Genomic DNA, 16,145 nt, shown 5'->3' on the forward strand with positions numbered 1-16,145 from the left:
TGTTTTTTGTAATTCTGATTTAAAGACCATGACCAAACATACCCATTCCTTTCAAGCCGAAGTCTCACAACTGCTGCACCTTGTCACTCATTCGCTTTACTCCAACAAAGAAATCTTCTTGCGCGAATTGGTGTCTAACGCCTCCGACGCCTGCGACAAGCTGCGCTACGAAGGCCTGAACAACGACGCCTTGTTTGAGGGCAACGCGGATCTTGAGGTGCGCGTGAGCTTTGACAAAGAAGCCCGCACGCTGACCATTGCCGACAACGGCATTGGCATGAGCCAAGAGGACGCGATTGCCCATCTTGGCACGATTGCCAAGAGCGGCACGCGCGAGTTCATGGGCAAGCTCAGCGGCGACCAAAAAACCGATGCCAAAGACCAAGGCGCGTTGATTGGGCAGTTTGGCGTGGGCTTTTATTCGGGCTTCATCGTGGCAGACCGCATCACCGTCGAGTCACGCCGCGCTGGACTGAAGGCCGATGAAGGTGTGCGCTGGAGCAGCACCGGCACGGGCGACTTTGAGGTGGAGACCATCACCCAAACCGATCGCGGGACACATGTCATCTTGCACCTGCGCGACGATGCCGAGGAATACCTGAGCGCATGGAAGCTCAAGTCGGTGATCAATAAATACTCGGACCACATTTCTTTGCCCATTCGGATGCGCAAAGAAGAATGGAAAGAGGGCCAAAACGACCAACCCGGCGAAATGGTGCTAACCGACGAATGGGAAACTATCAACCAAGCCAACGCGCTGTGGTCACGTCCCAAAAAGGAAGTGACTGACGAGCAGCACGCCGAGTTCTACAAACACATCAGCCACGACTTTGAGCCGCCATTGGCTTGGAGCCACAACCGCGTGGAAGGCAGCACCGAGTACACGCAGCTGCTGTACATCCCCGGCAAGGCGCCAATGGATTTGTTCAACCGCGAGCAGAAAGCGGGCTTGAAGTTGTATGTGAAGCGTGTGTTCATCATGGACGACGCTGAGGCGCTGATGCCTTCTTATCTCCGATTTATCAAAGGCGTGGTGGACTCCGCCGATTTGCCACTGAACGTGAGCCGCGAGTTGCTGCAAGAAAGCCGCGACGTGAAAGCCATTCGCGAGGGCAATACACGCCGCGTGTTAGCTGTGTTGGAAGACTTAGCCAAATACGACAAAGCGACCGTGGCTGACGTCGACGGTGTGACTGACGTTTTGAGCGAAGAAGACAAATCCAAGCAAGGTAAGTACAGCCAGTTCTACGCTGAGTTTGGCGCGGTGCTTAAAGAAGGCTTGGGCGAAGACTTTGCCAACAAAGACAAACTCGCCAAACTGCTGCGCTTCGCAAGCACCAGCACTGACACTGTGAGCGTGTCTTTTGCCGACTACAAAGCGCGCATGAAAGAAGGCCAAGAGGCTATTTACTACATCACAGCCGACACAATGGCGGCGGCCAAGAACAGCCCGCAGCTGGAAGTGTTTTGTAAAAAGGGCATCGAGGTGTTGCTGATGACCGACCGCGTGGATGAGTGGGCCTTGAACTTTGTGCAAGAGTTTGATGGCACACCCATGCAGTCTGTGGCCAAAGGCGCTGTGGACTTGGGTTCGTTGCAAGACGACGCCGAAAAGAAGGCGGCCGAAGATGCGGCAGAGACTTTCAAGCCGGTGTTGGCCATGCTCAAAGAAGCTTTGAAAGACAAAGCCGAGGACGTACGCGTGACCACCCGCTTGGTGGATTCACCTGCGTGCTTGGTGGTACAAGACCATGGCATGTCCATGCAACTGGCCCGTATGCTCAAGCAAGCTGGCCAACAAGCGCCTGACATGAAGCCAGTTTTGGAAGTAAATGCAGACCACCCTTTGGTTAAAAAACTAAGCGCCGATGCCAACCCGCATTTCAACGACTTGGCGCACATTTTGTTTGACCAAGCACTGTTGGCTGAGGGTGGACTGCCGGAAGACCCTGCCGCCTATGTGAAACGGGTCAACGCACTCTTGGTGTAAAAACGAGTCCATGACACACATGGACACCCCCCACCCCGAGTCTTTAGACGATTTGAAGGCCAGCACGCACGTGTTGGCCTTTGACATTTTCGGCACCGTTGTCGATTGGCACGGCAGCATCGTGCGTGAAATGCAAGGGCTTTACCCTTCAGTCGACGGCAATGCATTTGCATTAGCCTGGCGTGCAGGCTACCAGCCCGCGATGGCACGCGTACGCTCTGGGGAATTGGGCTGGACACGTATTGATGAATTGCACCGTCTGATTTTGGATGACTTGCTGCCACGATTTGATTTGATGTATTTGGGTGATGCTGAACGTGTCCACCTCAACCGCGTGTGGCACCGCTTAGATGCCTGGCCGGACAGCGTGGCTGGCTTGCAGCGTTTGAAACAAAAATTTACCATTTGCAGCTTGTCAAATGGCAACTTGGGACTGCTCACCAACATGGCCAAACACGCTGGGTTGCCATGGGACTGTGTGTTGTCAGCCGAGGTGTTTCGAGCTTATAAACCAGACCCCGCTGCCTATCTAGGCGTGTCTGATGTGTTTGATGTGCAACCCCATCAAGTCATGCTGTGTGCTGCGCATCACGACGATCTGGAAGGCGCACGCGCATGTGGTTTGCGCACCGCTTACATTGAGCGTCCGTTGGAGTTTGGCGCTTCCAAACCCAAAGATGTATCTCCGCAATCGGGTAACGATTTGCATGTGCGAGATATCCATGCTTTGGCAGACTTGCTGGGCTGTTAAACGTACAAGGGTTCTTCTTGCATGGCTTCGCACTGCTCTACCAACATGTGCGTTTGCCCAGCCCAATAGTCGCTGCTGCCAAACCATGAAAAATGCTGCACAAATGCTGGATCGTCTTTGCGTCTTGCAAGCCAAGCGCTGTAGTGAATGAGACGCAATGTTCTTAAGGGTTCGATCAAGGCCAACTCATCTCGGTTGAGTTCTCGCATTTGTTCGTAGCCATCCAACAGCATCGACAGCTGCTGTGTGCGCTGCGCACGATCGCCACTGAGCAGCATCCATAAATCTTGAATGGCGGGGCCCATCCGGGCATCGTCTAAGTCTACAAAATGCGGGCCGCCGTTGGGCAAGTCTGTAGGCGTCCACAAGATGTTGCCAGGATGGCAGTCGCCATGCAGACGTATGTTGTGTGCCGGATGGTTGGTAAATTTTTGCGTTGTGATGTCTATGGCTTGGTTACATACCGCCAGCCATTCGGTTTGTTGGTCCAGCGGAATGATGTGGTTGTCGATCAGCCAATTACGAGACTCAATTGCAAACGTGCTGACGTTCAACGTGGGTCGCGATGAAAACGCTTGTTTGGCTCCCACGTTGTGAATGCGCGCAATGAATCGGCCGATCCACTCCAACACCTCCCCATCATCTAGCTCGGGCATGCGCCCACCGCGACGCGGGCTCACGCTGAACGCGAATCCGTGGGCATGATGCAAGGTGTTGCCGTTCAAGCTTGATGGCCCCACCAATGGCACCTCTTCAGCCATCAAGGCCGCAGCGAAACTATGCTCTTCCATAATTTGGGCATCACGCCAACGCTCAGGCCTGTAGAACTTGGCTACCACCGAGCTGTTGTCGTCCAACATAACTTGATACACACGGTTTTCATACGAGCTCAAGGCTGTGAGACGACCGTCAACCGCCAGCCCAAGCTCAGACAAAGCATCAAGCACCACATCGGGTGTGAGCGCTGCGTAGGCGTGATGCTTAGGCCCGACGTCAAACACCCCAGACAACCTCTTTGTCTTCAGCGTGGGCGCGTCGCAGCATGTCAACGAACGGCACCACACGCTGTCTGAGGCTGATGGTGCGTGCACTGTCGGCAGTACGAACAGGCGCTTCAGCATGTCCATCTGTTTGAGCGGCTTGTTGTGCGGCGTCTTTGGCGGCCTTGATGGCTAGCTCTTCTCTTTCAACAGCCGCCTTTAAGGCGTCTATGGCAGCCATCATTTCGCTTGGCAAGATGATGCCCTTGGCACCAGCTTCTTTGCCAATGAGTTTGAGGATGTGTTTGCCTTGCGGCTCCAACATGATGAGGTCACCCGTGGCTTTTGATTTGAATTTGTACAGCATGCTTTCATTGTGCGCTCTTAAGGTGCACTGACAATTTGGCTTTAACTTAGGGAATTAGCAGCGGATCTACAGCCGCATGAAATGCATCTGGCCGCTCATACATGAGCCAATGCCCCGCATCGGGCACTATCGTAAACGTGGCCAACTTTGGCAGAACTGTGGGCACCTGCTGCAAAGTACGCTTGTAGAGTGCATCTAACTCACCCCACACACCGTGCACAGGGCACGTCCATTGTGTTTGTACTTTTGCCAGCACATCGGTTCGCGCGATGCGCCTGCGTCGTAAGCGGTCGCGTGCTACGTTGGACTCTTGCAGGTCAATGGTTTCGTTTGTCACGCTCTCTGCATGCGCAAGCATCATGGCGTTTAGGTTGTGTCTATGCACGCTTCTGAGCTCAGCGAGATCCATGTGTGTTGTCATTCCGCGCATTGGTAATACTTTGTCAAACAAACCCAAACCAGGCGCGCCCACCAAAATCAATTGCCGAATAATCTTGGGGTATTGCGCTGCCACCAATCCAGCGGTCATGCCCCCAAATGAGAAACCCATGACGTCAATGGCTTCACCCTGAAATGATCGCGTCAGAATTTCCGCCACGTAGGACACCAAGCCATCTGCGTCGCTCACGCCCTTAGGCAAATCGGAATCACCAAATCCTGGTATGTCCAGCGCCCAAACAGGGCGAGTTTGAGCGAAGTGTTCCACGTTTCGGACCCAATGAGTCCAGCTTCCAGAGCCACCATGAAGCAACACAATTGGTCTGGGTGAGGTTGGGCCAACGATATCGGTGTGCGTGTTTTCTGCGGCCTCTTTAGCTGCCTCTTTAGCCGCTTCATCGGCACACTCCGTCGTACCCCAAACATGCCAGACAACCATGCCCCATGCAAAGGTCTGCTGAATGCGTTTTGACTGTGCTTCTACTCTGCTGATTTCCATATGTGAATTTCCCAAGTAAAACGCCCACTGAATAAATTCAGTGGGCGTTTTAAAGTGGTTGCGCGAGTAGGATTTGAACCTACGACCTTTGGGTTATGAGCCCAACGAGCTACCAGGCTGCTCCATCGCGCGTCAAGAAGATTAGTATAACCTATTAAGCCGCTGTTTCGGTAGAAGACGCCTCAGAAACTTCAGGGCGATCCACCAATTCAACGTAAGCCATCGGAGCGTTATCGCCGACGCGGAAACCCATTTTCAAAATGCGTGTGTAACCACCTGGACGTGTCTTGAAGCGTGGGCCCAATTCGTTGAACAACTTCACCACGCTGTCACGATCGCGCAAACGATCAAATGCCAAGCGGCGGTTTGCAACGGTAGCCTCTTTGGCCAAAGTGATCATCGGCTCAATGACGCGACGCAATTCTTTGGCTTTTGGCAATGTGGTTTTGATGGCTTCGTGCTCGATCAGCGAATTCATCATGTTGCGCAACATCGCCAAGCGGTGGGATGTTGTGCGGTTAAGTTTGCGAAGTCCGTGTCCGTGACGCATTTTGATTTCCTTTGATATTTTGCCGGCCGCCGTATCAGGTACGGCCAGGGGACGTTTAAGTCAGTTAATTTAAATTCAACGACGCTCTAAACCAGCAGGTGGCCAGCTCTCGAGCTTCATGCCCAAGGTTAAACCACGAGAAGCCAAAACTTCTTTGATTTCGTTGAGTGACTTGCGGCCCAAGTTGGGGGTCTTGAGCAACTCGTTTTCAGTGCGCTGAATCAGGTCACCGATGTAATAGATGTTTTCTGCTTTCAAGCAGTTGGCAGAACGCACAGTCAACTCCAACTCGTCCACTGGGCGCAACAAGATTGGATCAAACTGTTGGCCGCCACGAGGTGCAGCTGCTTCCATGATGCCGTTGATAGCGTCGCCTTCCAACTGTGCAAACACAGCCAGTTGCTCAACCAAAATTTTGGATGAAGCGCGTACAGCGTCTTCAGCCGTGATCGCGCCGTTGGTCTCAATTTCCATGACCAAACGGTCAAGGTCTGTGCGTTGTTCAACACGCGCGTTTTCAACGCTGTAGCTGACGCGGCTGACGGGGGAGAAAGCAGCATCCAACACGATACGACCGATGGACTTGCTTGGCTCTTCGCCATAACGACGCACAGTACCTGGCACATAGCCGCGGCCTGTTTCAACTTTGAGTTGAATGTCGATCTTGCCGCCGTGCGACAAGTTAGCAATCACGTGCTCAGGGTTGATGATTTCAACATCGTGAGGCACCTGGATGTCAGCAGCCGTCACAGCGCCTTCGCCGTCTTTGCGCAGGCTCAGAGTGACTTCATCACGGTTGTGCATCTTGAAAACGACGCCCTTGAGGTTCAACAAAATGTTGACCACGTCTTCTTGCACGCCGTCGATTGACGAGTATTCGTGCACCACGCCAGCGATGGTGACTTCAGTCACCGCATAGCCAACCATCGATGACAACAAAACGCGGCGAAGTGCGTTGCCCAAGGTGTGACCGTAGCCACGCTCAAAGGGCTCCAAGGTAACCTTGGCGCGATTGAGACCCAATTGCTCCACATGGATATTTTTTGGTTTTAGCAAATTCGTTTGCATTCAGATTTCCTATCAATACCCCCGGTTCGTTACACCGGTAAGGCTGGGTTTCTGGACCACACAGTGCGAGCAGACCGCGTGGGGTGCGTTAGGTTGAAAACTTCAACCAGGATTAACGCGAATAAAGTTCGACGATCAAAGATTCGTTGATGTCAGCAGCAAACTCGTCGCGGTCAGGGGTCTTCTTGAAGACACCTTCAGCTTTTTCGAGGTTGACTTCAACCCAAGCAGGCATGCCGACTTGTTTGGCCAACTCTAGAGCTTCCAAAACGCGACCTTGCTTTTTAGACTTTTCACGGACAGCTACTACGTCACCGGCTTTCACCAAGTAAGAAGCGATGTTGACTTGATGACCGTTCACAGTGATGGCCTTGTGTGACACCAATTGACGGGCCTCAGCACGTGTAGAGCCAAAGCCCATGCGGTACACCACGTTGTCCAAACGAGTTTCCAAAATAGTCAACAGGTTTGCACCCGTGTTGCCTTTTTGGCGGTCAGCAGCAGCAAAGTAACGGCGGAACTGACGCTCCAACACACCATACATGCGTTTGACTTTTTGCTTTTCGCGCAACTGCAAACCGAAGTCAGACGTGCGTTGACCAGAAGTACGGCCATGCTGGCCGGGCTTGCTGTCGAATTTGCACTTGTCGCTGATCGAGCGACGTGCGCTCTTCAAGAACAAGTCAGTGCCTTCACGGCGTGAGAGTTTGGCCTTGGGGCCTAGGTAACGTGCCACTTGAAATTCCTTATCTAATCAGCTGCTCGCTAGAAGCGAGGAGCCGCTGGGGGTTGGCCAGCGGCGGTGGGCTTGTGGTTAACAGTAAAAAAGCGAAGAACGCTTAGATACGACGACGCTTTTGTGGACGGCAGCCGTTGTGCGGCACTGGTGTCACGTCAGCAATCGAGTTGATGCGAATACCCAATGCAGCCAAGGCGCGCACTGAAGATTCACGGCCAGGGCCTGGACCTTTGATCTCGACATCAAGATTCTTGATGCCTTGATCAACGGCAGCGCGACCCGCAACTTCCGAGGCTACTTGAGCCGCGAAAGGTGTGGACTTGCGTGAGCCCTTGAAACCTTGTCCACCTGACGATGCCCATGACAAGGCGTTGCCTTGGCGGTCAGTGATGGTAATGATGGTGTTGTTGAACGACGCGTGCACGTGGGCGATGCCGTCAGCAATGTTCTTGCGAACCTTTTTACGTACGCGTGAAGCTGCGCCGCTTGGAGATTTAGCCATTGTTCAGTCCTATTATTTCTTCAACGACTGGGCTGCTTTACGCGGACCCTTACGTGTACGAGCGTTGGTACGCGTACGTTGACCACGCATAGGAAGACCACGACGGTGACGGAAACCGCGGTAACAGCCAATGTCCATCAAACGCTTGATGTTCATGGTTGTCTCGCGACGAAGGTCACCTTCAATCGTGAATTCAGCGATCTGGTCACGGATCTTTTCGAGGTCCGAGTCAGTCAGATCTTTGATCTTCTTTGTGTAATCAATGCCAGTTGCTTCGCAAATTTTGCGAGCGCGTGTGCGACCAATACCAAAAATAGCTGTAAGGCCAATTTCAGTGTGTTTGTGTGGCGGAATATTAATGCCTGCGATACGTGCCATGTGCGTCCTCTTTAAACCAGTTCAATCAACCTTGACGCTGTTTGTGGCGTGGATCTGTACAGATCACACGAACCACGCCCTTGCGCCGGATGATTTTGCAGTTGCGGCAAATTTTTTTGACCGAAGCCGAAACTCTCATTTCACTCTCCTAAAACTCATTTCATTTCACACCGTCATTGGCATGAAACACGATTTTTACTTGGCTCGTTAGAGCGTTGTTTTAAAACTTGCCTTTTTCAACAGCGAATCATATTGTTGGCTCATCATGTAGTTCTGTACTTGGGCCATAAAGTCCATAGTGACAACCACAATAATCAGCAACGATGTCCCGCCGAAGTAAAAAGGCACGTTGTATTTCAAGATCAAGAACTCAGGTAACAAGCACACAAAGGTGATGTACACAGCACCCGCAAGCGTGAGTCGAACCAAAATTTTGTCAATGTATTTAGCAGTGTGGTCACCTGGACGAATGCCTGGTACAAAGGCGCCACTCTTCTTCAAGTTATCAGCAGTTTCTCGGCTGTTGAAAACCAAGGCAGTATAAAAGAAGCAGAAAAACACGATTGCTGCTGCATACAACATCACATAGACGGGTTGTCCAGGTGCAAGTGCAGCAGAAATATCTTTCAGCCAACTCATGCTGTCACCGGTACTAAACCAGCTCACCACGGTTGCCGGCAAGAGAATGATGGATGAAGCAAAGATGGGAGGGATCACACCCGCCATATTCAACTTCAAGGGCAAGTGAGACGATTGACCGCCGTAAACTTTGTTACCGACTTGGCGGCGTGCGTAGTTCACCAAAATTTTACGCTGGCCTCGCTCTACAAACACCACAAAGTAGGTGACCAAGGCCACCACAACCACAATGAGAATAGCAGCCAGAATGCTCATCGCACCGGTACGCACCAGTTCAAGCAAGCCGCCAATAGAACCCGGCAAGCCTGCTGCGATACCAGCAAAAATTAGAATAGAAATTCCGTTACCCAAGCCACGTTCAGTGATTTGCTCACCCAACCACATCAAGAACATGGTGCCCGCAGTCAAGCTGATCATGGCAGTCATACGAAAGCCAAAACCGGGGACGTTTACCAAGCCAGCCGATGCTTCTAGTGCCAACGCAATGCCCATTGACTGGAACATAGCCAAGCCCAAAGTGCCGTAGCGTGTGAACTGGGTGATTTTGCGTCGACCTGATTCGCCTTCTTTTTTGAGCTGCTCTAAAGAGGGCAACACATAGGTCAGCAACTGCATGATGATCGAAGCAGAAATGTAGGGCATGATGCCCAACGCGAATACCGTGAAGCGCGACAAAGCGCCGCCGGAAAACATGTTGAACAAGCTCAAAATACCGCCCTGCTGGCCCTTGAACAGTTGTTGCAACTGATCAGGGTTGATGCCGGGCACAGGAATATGGGCGCCTAAGCGGTAAACCACCAAAGCGAGCAGCAAGAAGACCAGTCGGCGACGCAGGTCGCCGAACTTGTCGTTGTTACCGATCGATGGAGAGGTGGTTGCCACGGAGCGTGTTTCCTGTTTAATCTACGATTACGCGACAGAGCCGCCAGCGGCTTCGATCGCAGCTTTAGCGCCGGCAGTAGCGCCGATGCCATTGAGCTTGACAGCAGTTGTCAATTCGCCAGTCTTCACGACTTTAACGACGCGAGCAATGTTTGCCACAAGGCCAGCGGCCTTCAATGTCAACATATCAACTTCAGCTGCGCCGAGTTGTTGCAAGTCAGCCAACGTTACTTCGTCGTTGTACTTCAACGTAGTGGACTTGAAGCCGCGCTTAGGCAAACGACGTTGCAAAGGCATTTGACCGCCTTCGAAACCAACCTTGTGGTAGCCGCCTGAACGTGACTTTTGACCTTTGTGACCGCGACCAGCAGTTTTGCCGAGGCCGGAGCCGATACCGCGACCAACACGGCGCTTGGCGTGTTTCGCGCCAGGTGCGTGGGTGATGTTATTGAGTTCCATCTTCAACCTTTTACAGCACTTTGACCAGATAGCTGATCTTGTTAATCATGCCGCGCACTGCAGGCGTGTCTTGCAACTCGCTCACAGAATTCACTTTGCGCAAGCCCAAGCCACGGACGGTGGCGCGGTGCGATTCTTTGGTGCCAATTGGGCTACGCACCAATTGGATCTTGACAGTTTGAGGGGTAGTCATTGAATGCTCCGAGATCAAGCGAAGATTTCTTCGATTTTTTTGCCACGCTTAGCCGCCACTTCTGAGGGCGTTGTGGAATTGTTCAAAGCATCCAAGGTTGCACGAACCATGTTGTAAGGGTTGGATGTACCGTGGCTTTTCGCCACGATATCAGTGATCCCCATCACTTCGAACACAGCGCGCATTGGACCGCCCGCGATGATGCCAGTACCTTTGGGTGCTGGAATCATCATGACGTTTGCAGCACCGTGACGACCGTGCACCTTGTGGTGAATCGTGCCGTTTTTCAAAGTAACTTTAGTCATGTTGCGACGGGCTTCTTCCATCGCTTTTTGGACAGCGGCTGGCACTTCTTTCGACTTGCCCTTGCCCATGCCCACGCGGCCATCGCCATCACCGACCACAGTCAAAGCTGCGAAACCGAGAATACGGCCGCCCTTGACAACTTTGGTAACGCGATTGACCGCGATCATTTTTTCGCGGAGTCCGTCTTCTGGACCATCACCCTGCGCTTTAGCTTGAAATTTAGCCATGTGTAATTTCCAATCCGATTAGAACTGCAAGCCAGCTTCGCGGGCTGCGTCGGCCAAAGCCTTGACGCGGCCGTGGTAAGCAAAACCTGAACGGTCAAACGCCACTTTTTCGACGCCAGCTTTTTTCGCTTTTTCAGCGATCAGCTTGCCAATCACTTGCGCTGCACTGACGTTGCCGCCTTTGCCAACGGCGCCGAGTTGCTTGCGCACATCGGCTTCGGCTGAAGATGCTGTCGCTACGACTTTGGTGCCGCAAGCGGAAACCACAGTCGCATAGATATGCAAGTTGGTGCGGTTCACCATCAAACGTGCAACGCCTTGATTGGCGATGCGAATACGCGTTTGACGTGCCCGGCGGAGTCGCTGCTCTTTTTTGGTCAACATGTTGCAGCTCCTTATTTCTTCTTGGTCTCTTTGATCGTGATCTTCTCATCCGAATAACGGATGCCCTTGCCTTTGTAAGGCTCTGGGGGACGAATCGCACGAATCTCAGCGGCCACTTGGCCCACGCGTTGACGGTCAGCACCTTTGATGATGATTTCCGTTGCGGCAGGCGTTTCAACCTTGATGCCCTCAGGCATTTCTTTGTTCACGGGGTGCGAATAACCCACAGCCAAGTTCAACTTAGAACCTTGTGCCGCAGCTTTGTAACCCACACCCACCAAGAGCAACTTCTTCTCGAAGCCCTTGGTAACACCTGTGACCATGTTGTTAACCAACTGGCGCAATGTGCCGCTCATAGCGTTTGCTTCACGCGAATCATCGACCGGAGTGAATGTCACTTGACCGGCTTCGTTAACAACTTTCACCAATGCGTGAGCAGCCACCGACAGCGAACCGCCGGAGCCCTTGACACTGATTTGGGTATTGTTGATAGACACGTCCACACCTTGGGGGACGGTCACTGGCATTTTTCCTACTCGGGACATTTCAGTCTTTCCTTTAGGCTGCGGTTAAGCGACGTAGCACAACACTTCGCCACCGACACCGGTAGCGCGTGCTTTGCGGTCAGTCATAACACCTTGAGGTGTCGTGACAATTGCCACGCCCATGCCATTCATGACTTGGGGGATAGCGCCGCAGCCTTTGTAAACGCGCAAGCCAGGACGGCTCACACGCTCAATGCGTTCGATCACTGGACGGCCTGCGTAGTACTTGAGAGTAATCTCAATCTCAGTCTTGCCAGCGTCTTGTTTAATTTGGAAACCGTCGATGTAGCCTTCGTCTTTCAGCACTTGCGCAATGGCGATCTTCACTTTGGAAGAAGGCACCATCACAGTGGGCTTAGCCACCATTTGCGCGTTGCGGATGCGAGTCAGCAAGTCGGCGATTGGATCACTCATGCTCATATTGAATCTCCTGCCTATTACCAGCTGGCTTTAGTGATACCGGGAATGTTGCCCTGGAAGGCTAATTCACGGATCTTGGCGCGGCCAAGGCCGAATTGGCGGAATGTGCCACGTGGACGACCTGTGATCGCACAACGGTTACGTTGACGCGTGGGATTCGCGTTACGTGGCAGCTTTTGCAAACCCAAACGGGCAGCTGCGCGCTCTTCATCGCTACGCTTGAAGTCGGTGGCAATTGCCTTCAACTCCGCGTGCTTAGCAGCGTACTTTGCGACCAAACGGTCACGCTTGAGCTCGCGCTCGATCAATGCTTGTTTAGCCACGTGCCACCTCTGTCTTGAATGGGAAACGAAAGCCAGCGAGGAGCGCTTTGCACTCTTCGTCGGTCTTAGCCGTCGTGGTGATGCTGATGTTGAGGCCGCGCAGTGCGTCGACTTTGTCGTACTCAATCTCAGGGAAAATGATTTGCTCTTTCACGCCGATGTTGTAGTTACCACGGCCATCGAAAGCGCGAACAGAGATACCACGGAAGTCACGAACACGAGGCAGAGCCACGGTCACGAAACGATCCAAGAATTCATACATCTGCACGCCGCGCAAAGTCACCATACAACCGATAGGCTGGCCTTCACGGATTTTGAAACCCGCGATTGGCTTTTTAGCCTTGGTAACCACAGGCTTTTGGCCTGCAATTTTGGTTAAGTCGCTGACTGCGTTGTCCATGACTTTTTTATCAGCCACGGCTTCGCTCACGCCCATGTTCAACGTGATCTTGGTCAAACGTGGAACTTGCATGGGCGACTTGTAGCCAAACTTTTCAATCAGTTCGGGCGCTACTTTTTCGCGGAAGTGTTGTTGGAGTCGTGCCATATTTATGCCGCCTTGATTTCTTCGCCACTGGACTTGAAGACGCGCACTTTGCCGCCGTCTGCCAGGACTTTGATGCCAACACGATCAGCCTTGCCAGTAGCAGCATTGAAAATGGCCACGTTAGACTGATGGATGGGCATGGTTTTTTCAACGATGCCACCTTGCGTGCCAGCCATTGGGTTTGGCTTGGTGTGTTTTTTCACCAAGTTAATACCGTCGACCATCAAGTGGCTATCGTCTTTACGCAGCGATACAACGCCACGCTTACCTTTGTCGCGCCCAGTAAGGATGATGACCTGGTCGCCTTTGCGAATCTTGTTCATTGTTAGCCCTTACAGAACTTCAGGGGCCAATGACACGATCTTCATAAACTTCTCAGTGCGCAACTCGCGCGTCACTGGGCCGAAGATACGGGTGCCGATTGGCTCCAACTTTGCATTAAGCAACACTGCTGCGTTGCCATCGAATTTGACGAGCGAACCGTCGCCGCGGCGGATGCCTTTGGCAGTACGGACCACAACAGCGCTATACACCTCGCCTTTTTTGACGCGGCCACGCGGAGCGGCTTCTTTAATGCTCACCTTGATGATGTCGCCCACGCTTGCATAGCGACGCTTAGAACCGCCGAGCACTTTAATGCACAAAACGGACTTCGCACCGGTGTTGTCAGCGACATCTAACCGTGTTTCAGTTTGGATCATTTCAATATTTCCCAACTTGCATCAGTCTTCACACAACTTTCGTCGTGCATAGAACTGATCAGTCTTGGGCCCGTCATCCACATCGCAAACCACTCGCAATGCTTCAACTTGGGGCAGATAAACCCCGCTTTTTTAGCGGAGCCCCAAATTATGCCATGACTTTTTATGTCGCGTCAAACTATTTTTATGATTCTTTTTGGATTCACCGACAATTCAAGCATGTCTACACCCTTCAAAACCTCTCAAACCCTTGCATTCATTGGTGGCGGCAACATGGCAAGCGCCATCATTGGCGGCCTTATCAAGCAAGGCATGCCGGCCCACCTCATCTTGGTGGTTGAGCCTTTTGATGAAGCTCGCCAGCGCCTGCAGAGCCTATTTGGCGTGAAGGTCTTGTCATCTGCAGATGCAACACTGGCCGAAGCTGGCCTTGTTATCTGGGCCGTCAAGCCTCAATCCTTCAAAGAAGCGGCACAACAGACCCGCGCTTTTTGTGGCCACGCTCTGCACCTTAGCGTGGCTGCTGGCATTCGTAGCGACAGCATTGCCAACTGGCTGGGCACCGAACGCGTGGTGCGGGCCATGCCCAACACGCCCGCCCTCGTTGGCCTTGGCCAAACGGGCTTGTTTGCTCGCGCAGCCGTCACGGACAGCGATAAAGCATGGGTTGAACAAGTGGTCGCCACCACGGGCGCGCTGCTGTGGGTGAAAGACGAGCCCCTACTTGACGCGGTGACCGCGCTGTCTGGCTCTGGCCCCGCCTATGTGTTTTTCTTTATAGAAAGCATGGTCGAAGCTGGCGTGAACATGGGCCTGACCACAGAACAAGCCACTCAATTGGCGATTGGCACGTTTGAAGGTGCCTCTCAACTGGCTAAGGCTGCCAGTGAGCCCCCTTCTGTGCTGCGCGAGCGGGTGACCTCCAAAGGCGGCACCACCTATGCTGCCCTCACCGCCATGCAAAACACACAGGTGGGCACGCTCTTTCAAGCCGCATTGCAGGCCGCGCAGCAGCGTGCGCACGAGCTTGGCGATGAGTTTGGGGCTTAAATCCCCACAACTAGTGCGACAATAGTTGGGTTAATTATTAATACCTTTGAATCCATGAACAAACTTTTGATTTCTCTTTTGTCAGCCGCCGCCCTGAGCCTGCCATTGACTTCTGGCGCTCAGGCGCCGGCCATGCCGGCAGCGCCTGCAGCGCAACCGGAGCAAGGGGCCACCAACACTCCCAACACCGACAAAGCAGCCCCAGCCAAGGCAGACAAAAAAGCCAAGAAGCCCAAGAAAAAGAAGCTCAAAAAGAAGAAGGCTAAAAAGGCCAAATCTCAGTAAATATTCAGCTGATGGCTCTCAACGGGCGCCGTAGCTCAGGGCGATACCGGCAAACACAGTCGCACCCAGCCAATGGTTGGAGCGAAACGCCCTAAAACAGCCTTCCCGCGAGCGGTCCATGATCAGCAAAAAGTGCCACACCGCTTGTAAGCCCGCCAAGCACAAGGCAACAGTCCAATGCCAGCCCAGTTTTTCGTGCTCTAACAGCCCGTACCAGCCGCATAAATAAACCGCATAAAACGCCATGACGGCAGATACGTCATGGCGACCCAAGGTGATGGCAGAGGTTTTCATGCCGATGCGCAAATCGTCGTCACGGTCCACCATCGCATACTCTGTGTCGTAGGCCAGCACCCAGAACAAATTGAACAACATCAAGCCCCACGCCTGTATGGGCACGGCGTCACTCAGGGCTTGCAGGCTAAGGTCTTGCCAAGTGATGTTTGCACTTCCCACCGCCACAAACGCCAAAGGAATGCCAAAGCTAAACGCCACGCCCAGCACCGCTTGAGGCATAGAAACATGGCGTTTGGCGTAGGGGTAAATCAAGGTCATCGCCAAGCCCGCAAACGACCACACGATGGTGGCGGGGTTGGTGGTCAACACCAAGCCGAACGCCGCTAGCGCCAGCAAAGCGCCCAACAGCAAGGCCTCGCGCACAGACACAGCGCCCCGCGTCACCGGTCGCTCTGCCGTGCGTTTGACGTGACGGTCAAACTCGCGATCGGCCACATCATTGATGCAGCAGCCCGCACTGCGCATCAAAATGGTGCCCAACACAAACACCACCACCAAATGCCAACCTGGCCAACCGCCGGCCGCCACCCACAACGCAGACAGCGATGGCCACAGCAACAGCAGCCAGCCTGCGGGACGATTCCAGCGAATTAAATCCAAATAAAGGTTTAAGCGTTCACGCATC

25 protein-coding genes and 1 tRNA gene are annotated in these 16,145 nt (G+C 53.0%); 4 read left to right on the forward strand and 22 right to left on the reverse strand.

Annotated elements, in window-relative coordinates:
• Positions 1-28 precede the first annotated feature (28 nt).
• The gene (gene htpG, locus ABWP81_RS04405) at positions 29-1,990 is read left to right on the forward strand and encodes a molecular chaperone HtpG (protein WP_353139858.1); all 1,962 of its coding nucleotides are present in this window, start codon (positions 29-31) and stop codon (positions 1,988-1,990) included.
• Between the two features lie 19 nt (positions 1,991-2,009).
• Entirely contained in the window at positions 2,010-2,741 is a 732-nt protein-coding gene (locus ABWP81_RS04410) for a haloacid dehalogenase type II (protein WP_353139917.1), read from the forward strand.
• Here the strand turns inward: ABWP81_RS04410 and ABWP81_RS04415 are convergent.
• From ABWP81_RS04415 to rplN, 21 genes are all read right to left on the reverse strand, one after another.
• The gene (locus tag ABWP81_RS04415; protein ID WP_353139860.1) at positions 2,738-3,742 is read right to left on the reverse strand and encodes a serine/threonine protein kinase; all 1,005 of its coding nucleotides are present in this window, start codon (positions 3,740-3,742) and stop codon (positions 2,738-2,740) included. The genes ABWP81_RS04410 and ABWP81_RS04415 overlap by 4 nt on opposite strands.
• On the reverse strand, positions 3,735-4,088 hold the full coding sequence (locus tag ABWP81_RS04420; RefSeq protein ID WP_353134439.1) for a DUF1840 domain-containing protein: 354 nt from the start codon (positions 4,086-4,088) through the stop codon (positions 3,735-3,737). Before ABWP81_RS04420 ends, ABWP81_RS04415 begins: the two co-directional genes overlap by 8 nt.
• Positions 4,089-4,134: 46 nt before the next feature.
• Positions 4,135-5,025, reverse strand: coding sequence for an alpha/beta fold hydrolase (locus tag ABWP81_RS04425; RefSeq protein WP_353139862.1), 891 nt, complete (start codon positions 5,023-5,025; stop codon positions 4,135-4,137).
• A 55-nt stretch (positions 5,026-5,080) separates the two neighbouring features.
• Positions 5,081-5,157, reverse strand: a tRNA-Met gene (locus ABWP81_RS04430).
• Between the two features lie 22 nt (positions 5,158-5,179).
• A complete protein-coding gene (gene rplQ / locus ABWP81_RS04435; protein WP_353134445.1) occupies positions 5,180-5,575 on the reverse strand; it encodes a 50S ribosomal protein L17 in 396 nt (131 codons plus the stop codon).
• A gap of 75 nt (positions 5,576-5,650) precedes the next feature.
• Positions 5,651-6,643 carry a DNA-directed RNA polymerase subunit alpha gene (locus ABWP81_RS04440; protein WP_353134448.1) on the reverse strand — a complete coding sequence of 331 codons (993 nt, stop codon included), beginning with the start codon at positions 6,641-6,643 and terminating at the stop codon, positions 5,651-5,653.
• 112 nt (positions 6,644-6,755) lie between these two features.
• Positions 6,756-7,379 (reverse strand): 30S ribosomal protein S4, encoded by a 624-nt coding sequence (gene rpsD, locus ABWP81_RS04445; protein ID WP_104796726.1) that lies wholly within the window; start codon positions 7,377-7,379, stop codon positions 6,756-6,758.
• Positions 7,380-7,482: 103 nt separating this feature from the next.
• Positions 7,483-7,884: a 30S ribosomal protein S11 gene (gene rpsK / locus ABWP81_RS04450; protein ID WP_100133809.1), complete on the reverse strand. Its 402-nt coding sequence runs from the start codon at positions 7,882-7,884 to the stop codon at positions 7,483-7,485.
• A gap of 12 nt (positions 7,885-7,896) precedes the next feature.
• Positions 7,897-8,262, reverse strand: coding sequence for a 30S ribosomal protein S13 (rpsM, locus tag ABWP81_RS04455; protein WP_310613754.1), 366 nt, complete (start codon positions 8,260-8,262; stop codon positions 7,897-7,899).
• Between the two features lie 25 nt (positions 8,263-8,287).
• Positions 8,288-8,401, reverse strand: a complete 114-nt coding sequence (gene rpmJ / locus ABWP81_RS04460; RefSeq protein ID WP_011481465.1) for a 50S ribosomal protein L36 — start codon at positions 8,399-8,401, stop codon at positions 8,288-8,290.
• 68 nt (positions 8,402-8,469) lie between these two features.
• Positions 8,470-9,783 (reverse strand): preprotein translocase subunit SecY, encoded by a 1,314-nt coding sequence (gene secY / locus ABWP81_RS04465; protein WP_353134457.1) that lies wholly within the window; start codon positions 9,781-9,783, stop codon positions 8,470-8,472.
• A gap of 27 nt (positions 9,784-9,810) precedes the next feature.
• Entirely contained in the window at positions 9,811-10,242 is a 432-nt protein-coding gene (rplO, locus tag ABWP81_RS04470; RefSeq protein ID WP_353134460.1) for a 50S ribosomal protein L15, read from the reverse strand.
• Between the two features lie 10 nt (positions 10,243-10,252).
• Positions 10,253-10,435 carry a 50S ribosomal protein L30 gene (rpmD, locus tag ABWP81_RS04475; protein ID WP_353134463.1) on the reverse strand — a complete coding sequence of 61 codons (183 nt, stop codon included), beginning with the start codon at positions 10,433-10,435 and terminating at the stop codon, positions 10,253-10,255.
• A gap of 14 nt (positions 10,436-10,449) precedes the next feature.
• On the reverse strand, positions 10,450-10,968 hold the full coding sequence (rpsE, locus tag ABWP81_RS04480; protein ID WP_353134466.1) for a 30S ribosomal protein S5: 519 nt from the start codon (positions 10,966-10,968) through the stop codon (positions 10,450-10,452).
• An 18-nt stretch (positions 10,969-10,986) separates the two neighbouring features.
• Complete coding sequence (gene rplR, locus ABWP81_RS04485; RefSeq protein ID WP_353139864.1) at positions 10,987-11,352, reverse strand: 50S ribosomal protein L18; 366 nt, start codon at positions 11,350-11,352, stop codon at positions 10,987-10,989.
• Between the two features lie 11 nt (positions 11,353-11,363).
• The gene (rplF, locus tag ABWP81_RS04490; protein ID WP_353139866.1) at positions 11,364-11,897 is read right to left on the reverse strand and encodes a 50S ribosomal protein L6; all 534 of its coding nucleotides are present in this window, start codon (positions 11,895-11,897) and stop codon (positions 11,364-11,366) included.
• 24 nt (positions 11,898-11,921) lie between these two features.
• Positions 11,922-12,317, reverse strand: coding sequence for a 30S ribosomal protein S8 (gene rpsH / locus ABWP81_RS04495; RefSeq protein ID WP_353134474.1), 396 nt, complete (start codon positions 12,315-12,317; stop codon positions 11,922-11,924).
• Positions 12,318-12,334: 17 nt separating this feature from the next.
• Positions 12,335-12,640: a 30S ribosomal protein S14 gene (gene rpsN / locus ABWP81_RS04500; RefSeq protein WP_108360242.1), complete on the reverse strand. Its 306-nt coding sequence runs from the start codon at positions 12,638-12,640 to the stop codon at positions 12,335-12,337.
• Complete coding sequence (gene rplE, locus ABWP81_RS04505) at positions 12,633-13,187, reverse strand: 50S ribosomal protein L5 (protein ID WP_353134478.1); 555 nt, start codon at positions 13,185-13,187, stop codon at positions 12,633-12,635. Before rplE ends, rpsN begins: the two co-directional genes overlap by 8 nt.
• A gap of 2 nt (positions 13,188-13,189) precedes the next feature.
• Positions 13,190-13,510, reverse strand: a complete 321-nt coding sequence (gene rplX / locus ABWP81_RS04510; protein WP_353134481.1) for a 50S ribosomal protein L24 — start codon at positions 13,508-13,510, stop codon at positions 13,190-13,192.
• A gap of 9 nt (positions 13,511-13,519) precedes the next feature.
• Positions 13,520-13,888, reverse strand: coding sequence for a 50S ribosomal protein L14 (rplN, locus tag ABWP81_RS04515; protein WP_053172537.1), 369 nt, complete (start codon positions 13,886-13,888; stop codon positions 13,520-13,522).
• A gap of 219 nt (positions 13,889-14,107) precedes the next feature.
• Here rplN and proC point away from each other — a divergent pair, with 219 nt between their 5' ends.
• The gene (proC, locus tag ABWP81_RS04520) at positions 14,108-14,938 is read left to right on the forward strand and encodes a pyrroline-5-carboxylate reductase (protein WP_353139869.1); all 831 of its coding nucleotides are present in this window, start codon (positions 14,108-14,110) and stop codon (positions 14,936-14,938) included.
• A gap of 54 nt (positions 14,939-14,992) precedes the next feature.
• Positions 14,993-15,223 carry a hypothetical protein gene (locus ABWP81_RS04525; RefSeq protein WP_353136450.1) on the forward strand — a complete coding sequence of 77 codons (231 nt, stop codon included), beginning with the start codon at positions 14,993-14,995 and terminating at the stop codon, positions 15,221-15,223.
• Positions 15,224-15,241: 18 nt separating this feature from the next.
• On the opposite strand, the gene ABWP81_RS04530 is transcribed toward ABWP81_RS04525, so the two are convergent.
• A complete protein-coding gene (locus ABWP81_RS04530) occupies positions 15,242-16,144 on the reverse strand; it encodes a 4-hydroxybenzoate octaprenyltransferase (RefSeq protein ID WP_353139871.1) in 903 nt (300 codons plus the stop codon).
• Position 16,145 lies beyond the last annotated feature (1 nt).

The sequence above is a fragment of the Limnohabitans sp. genome (assembly GCF_040401135.1).
Lineage (GTDB): Bacteria > Pseudomonadota > Gammaproteobacteria > Burkholderiales > Burkholderiaceae_C > Limnohabitans.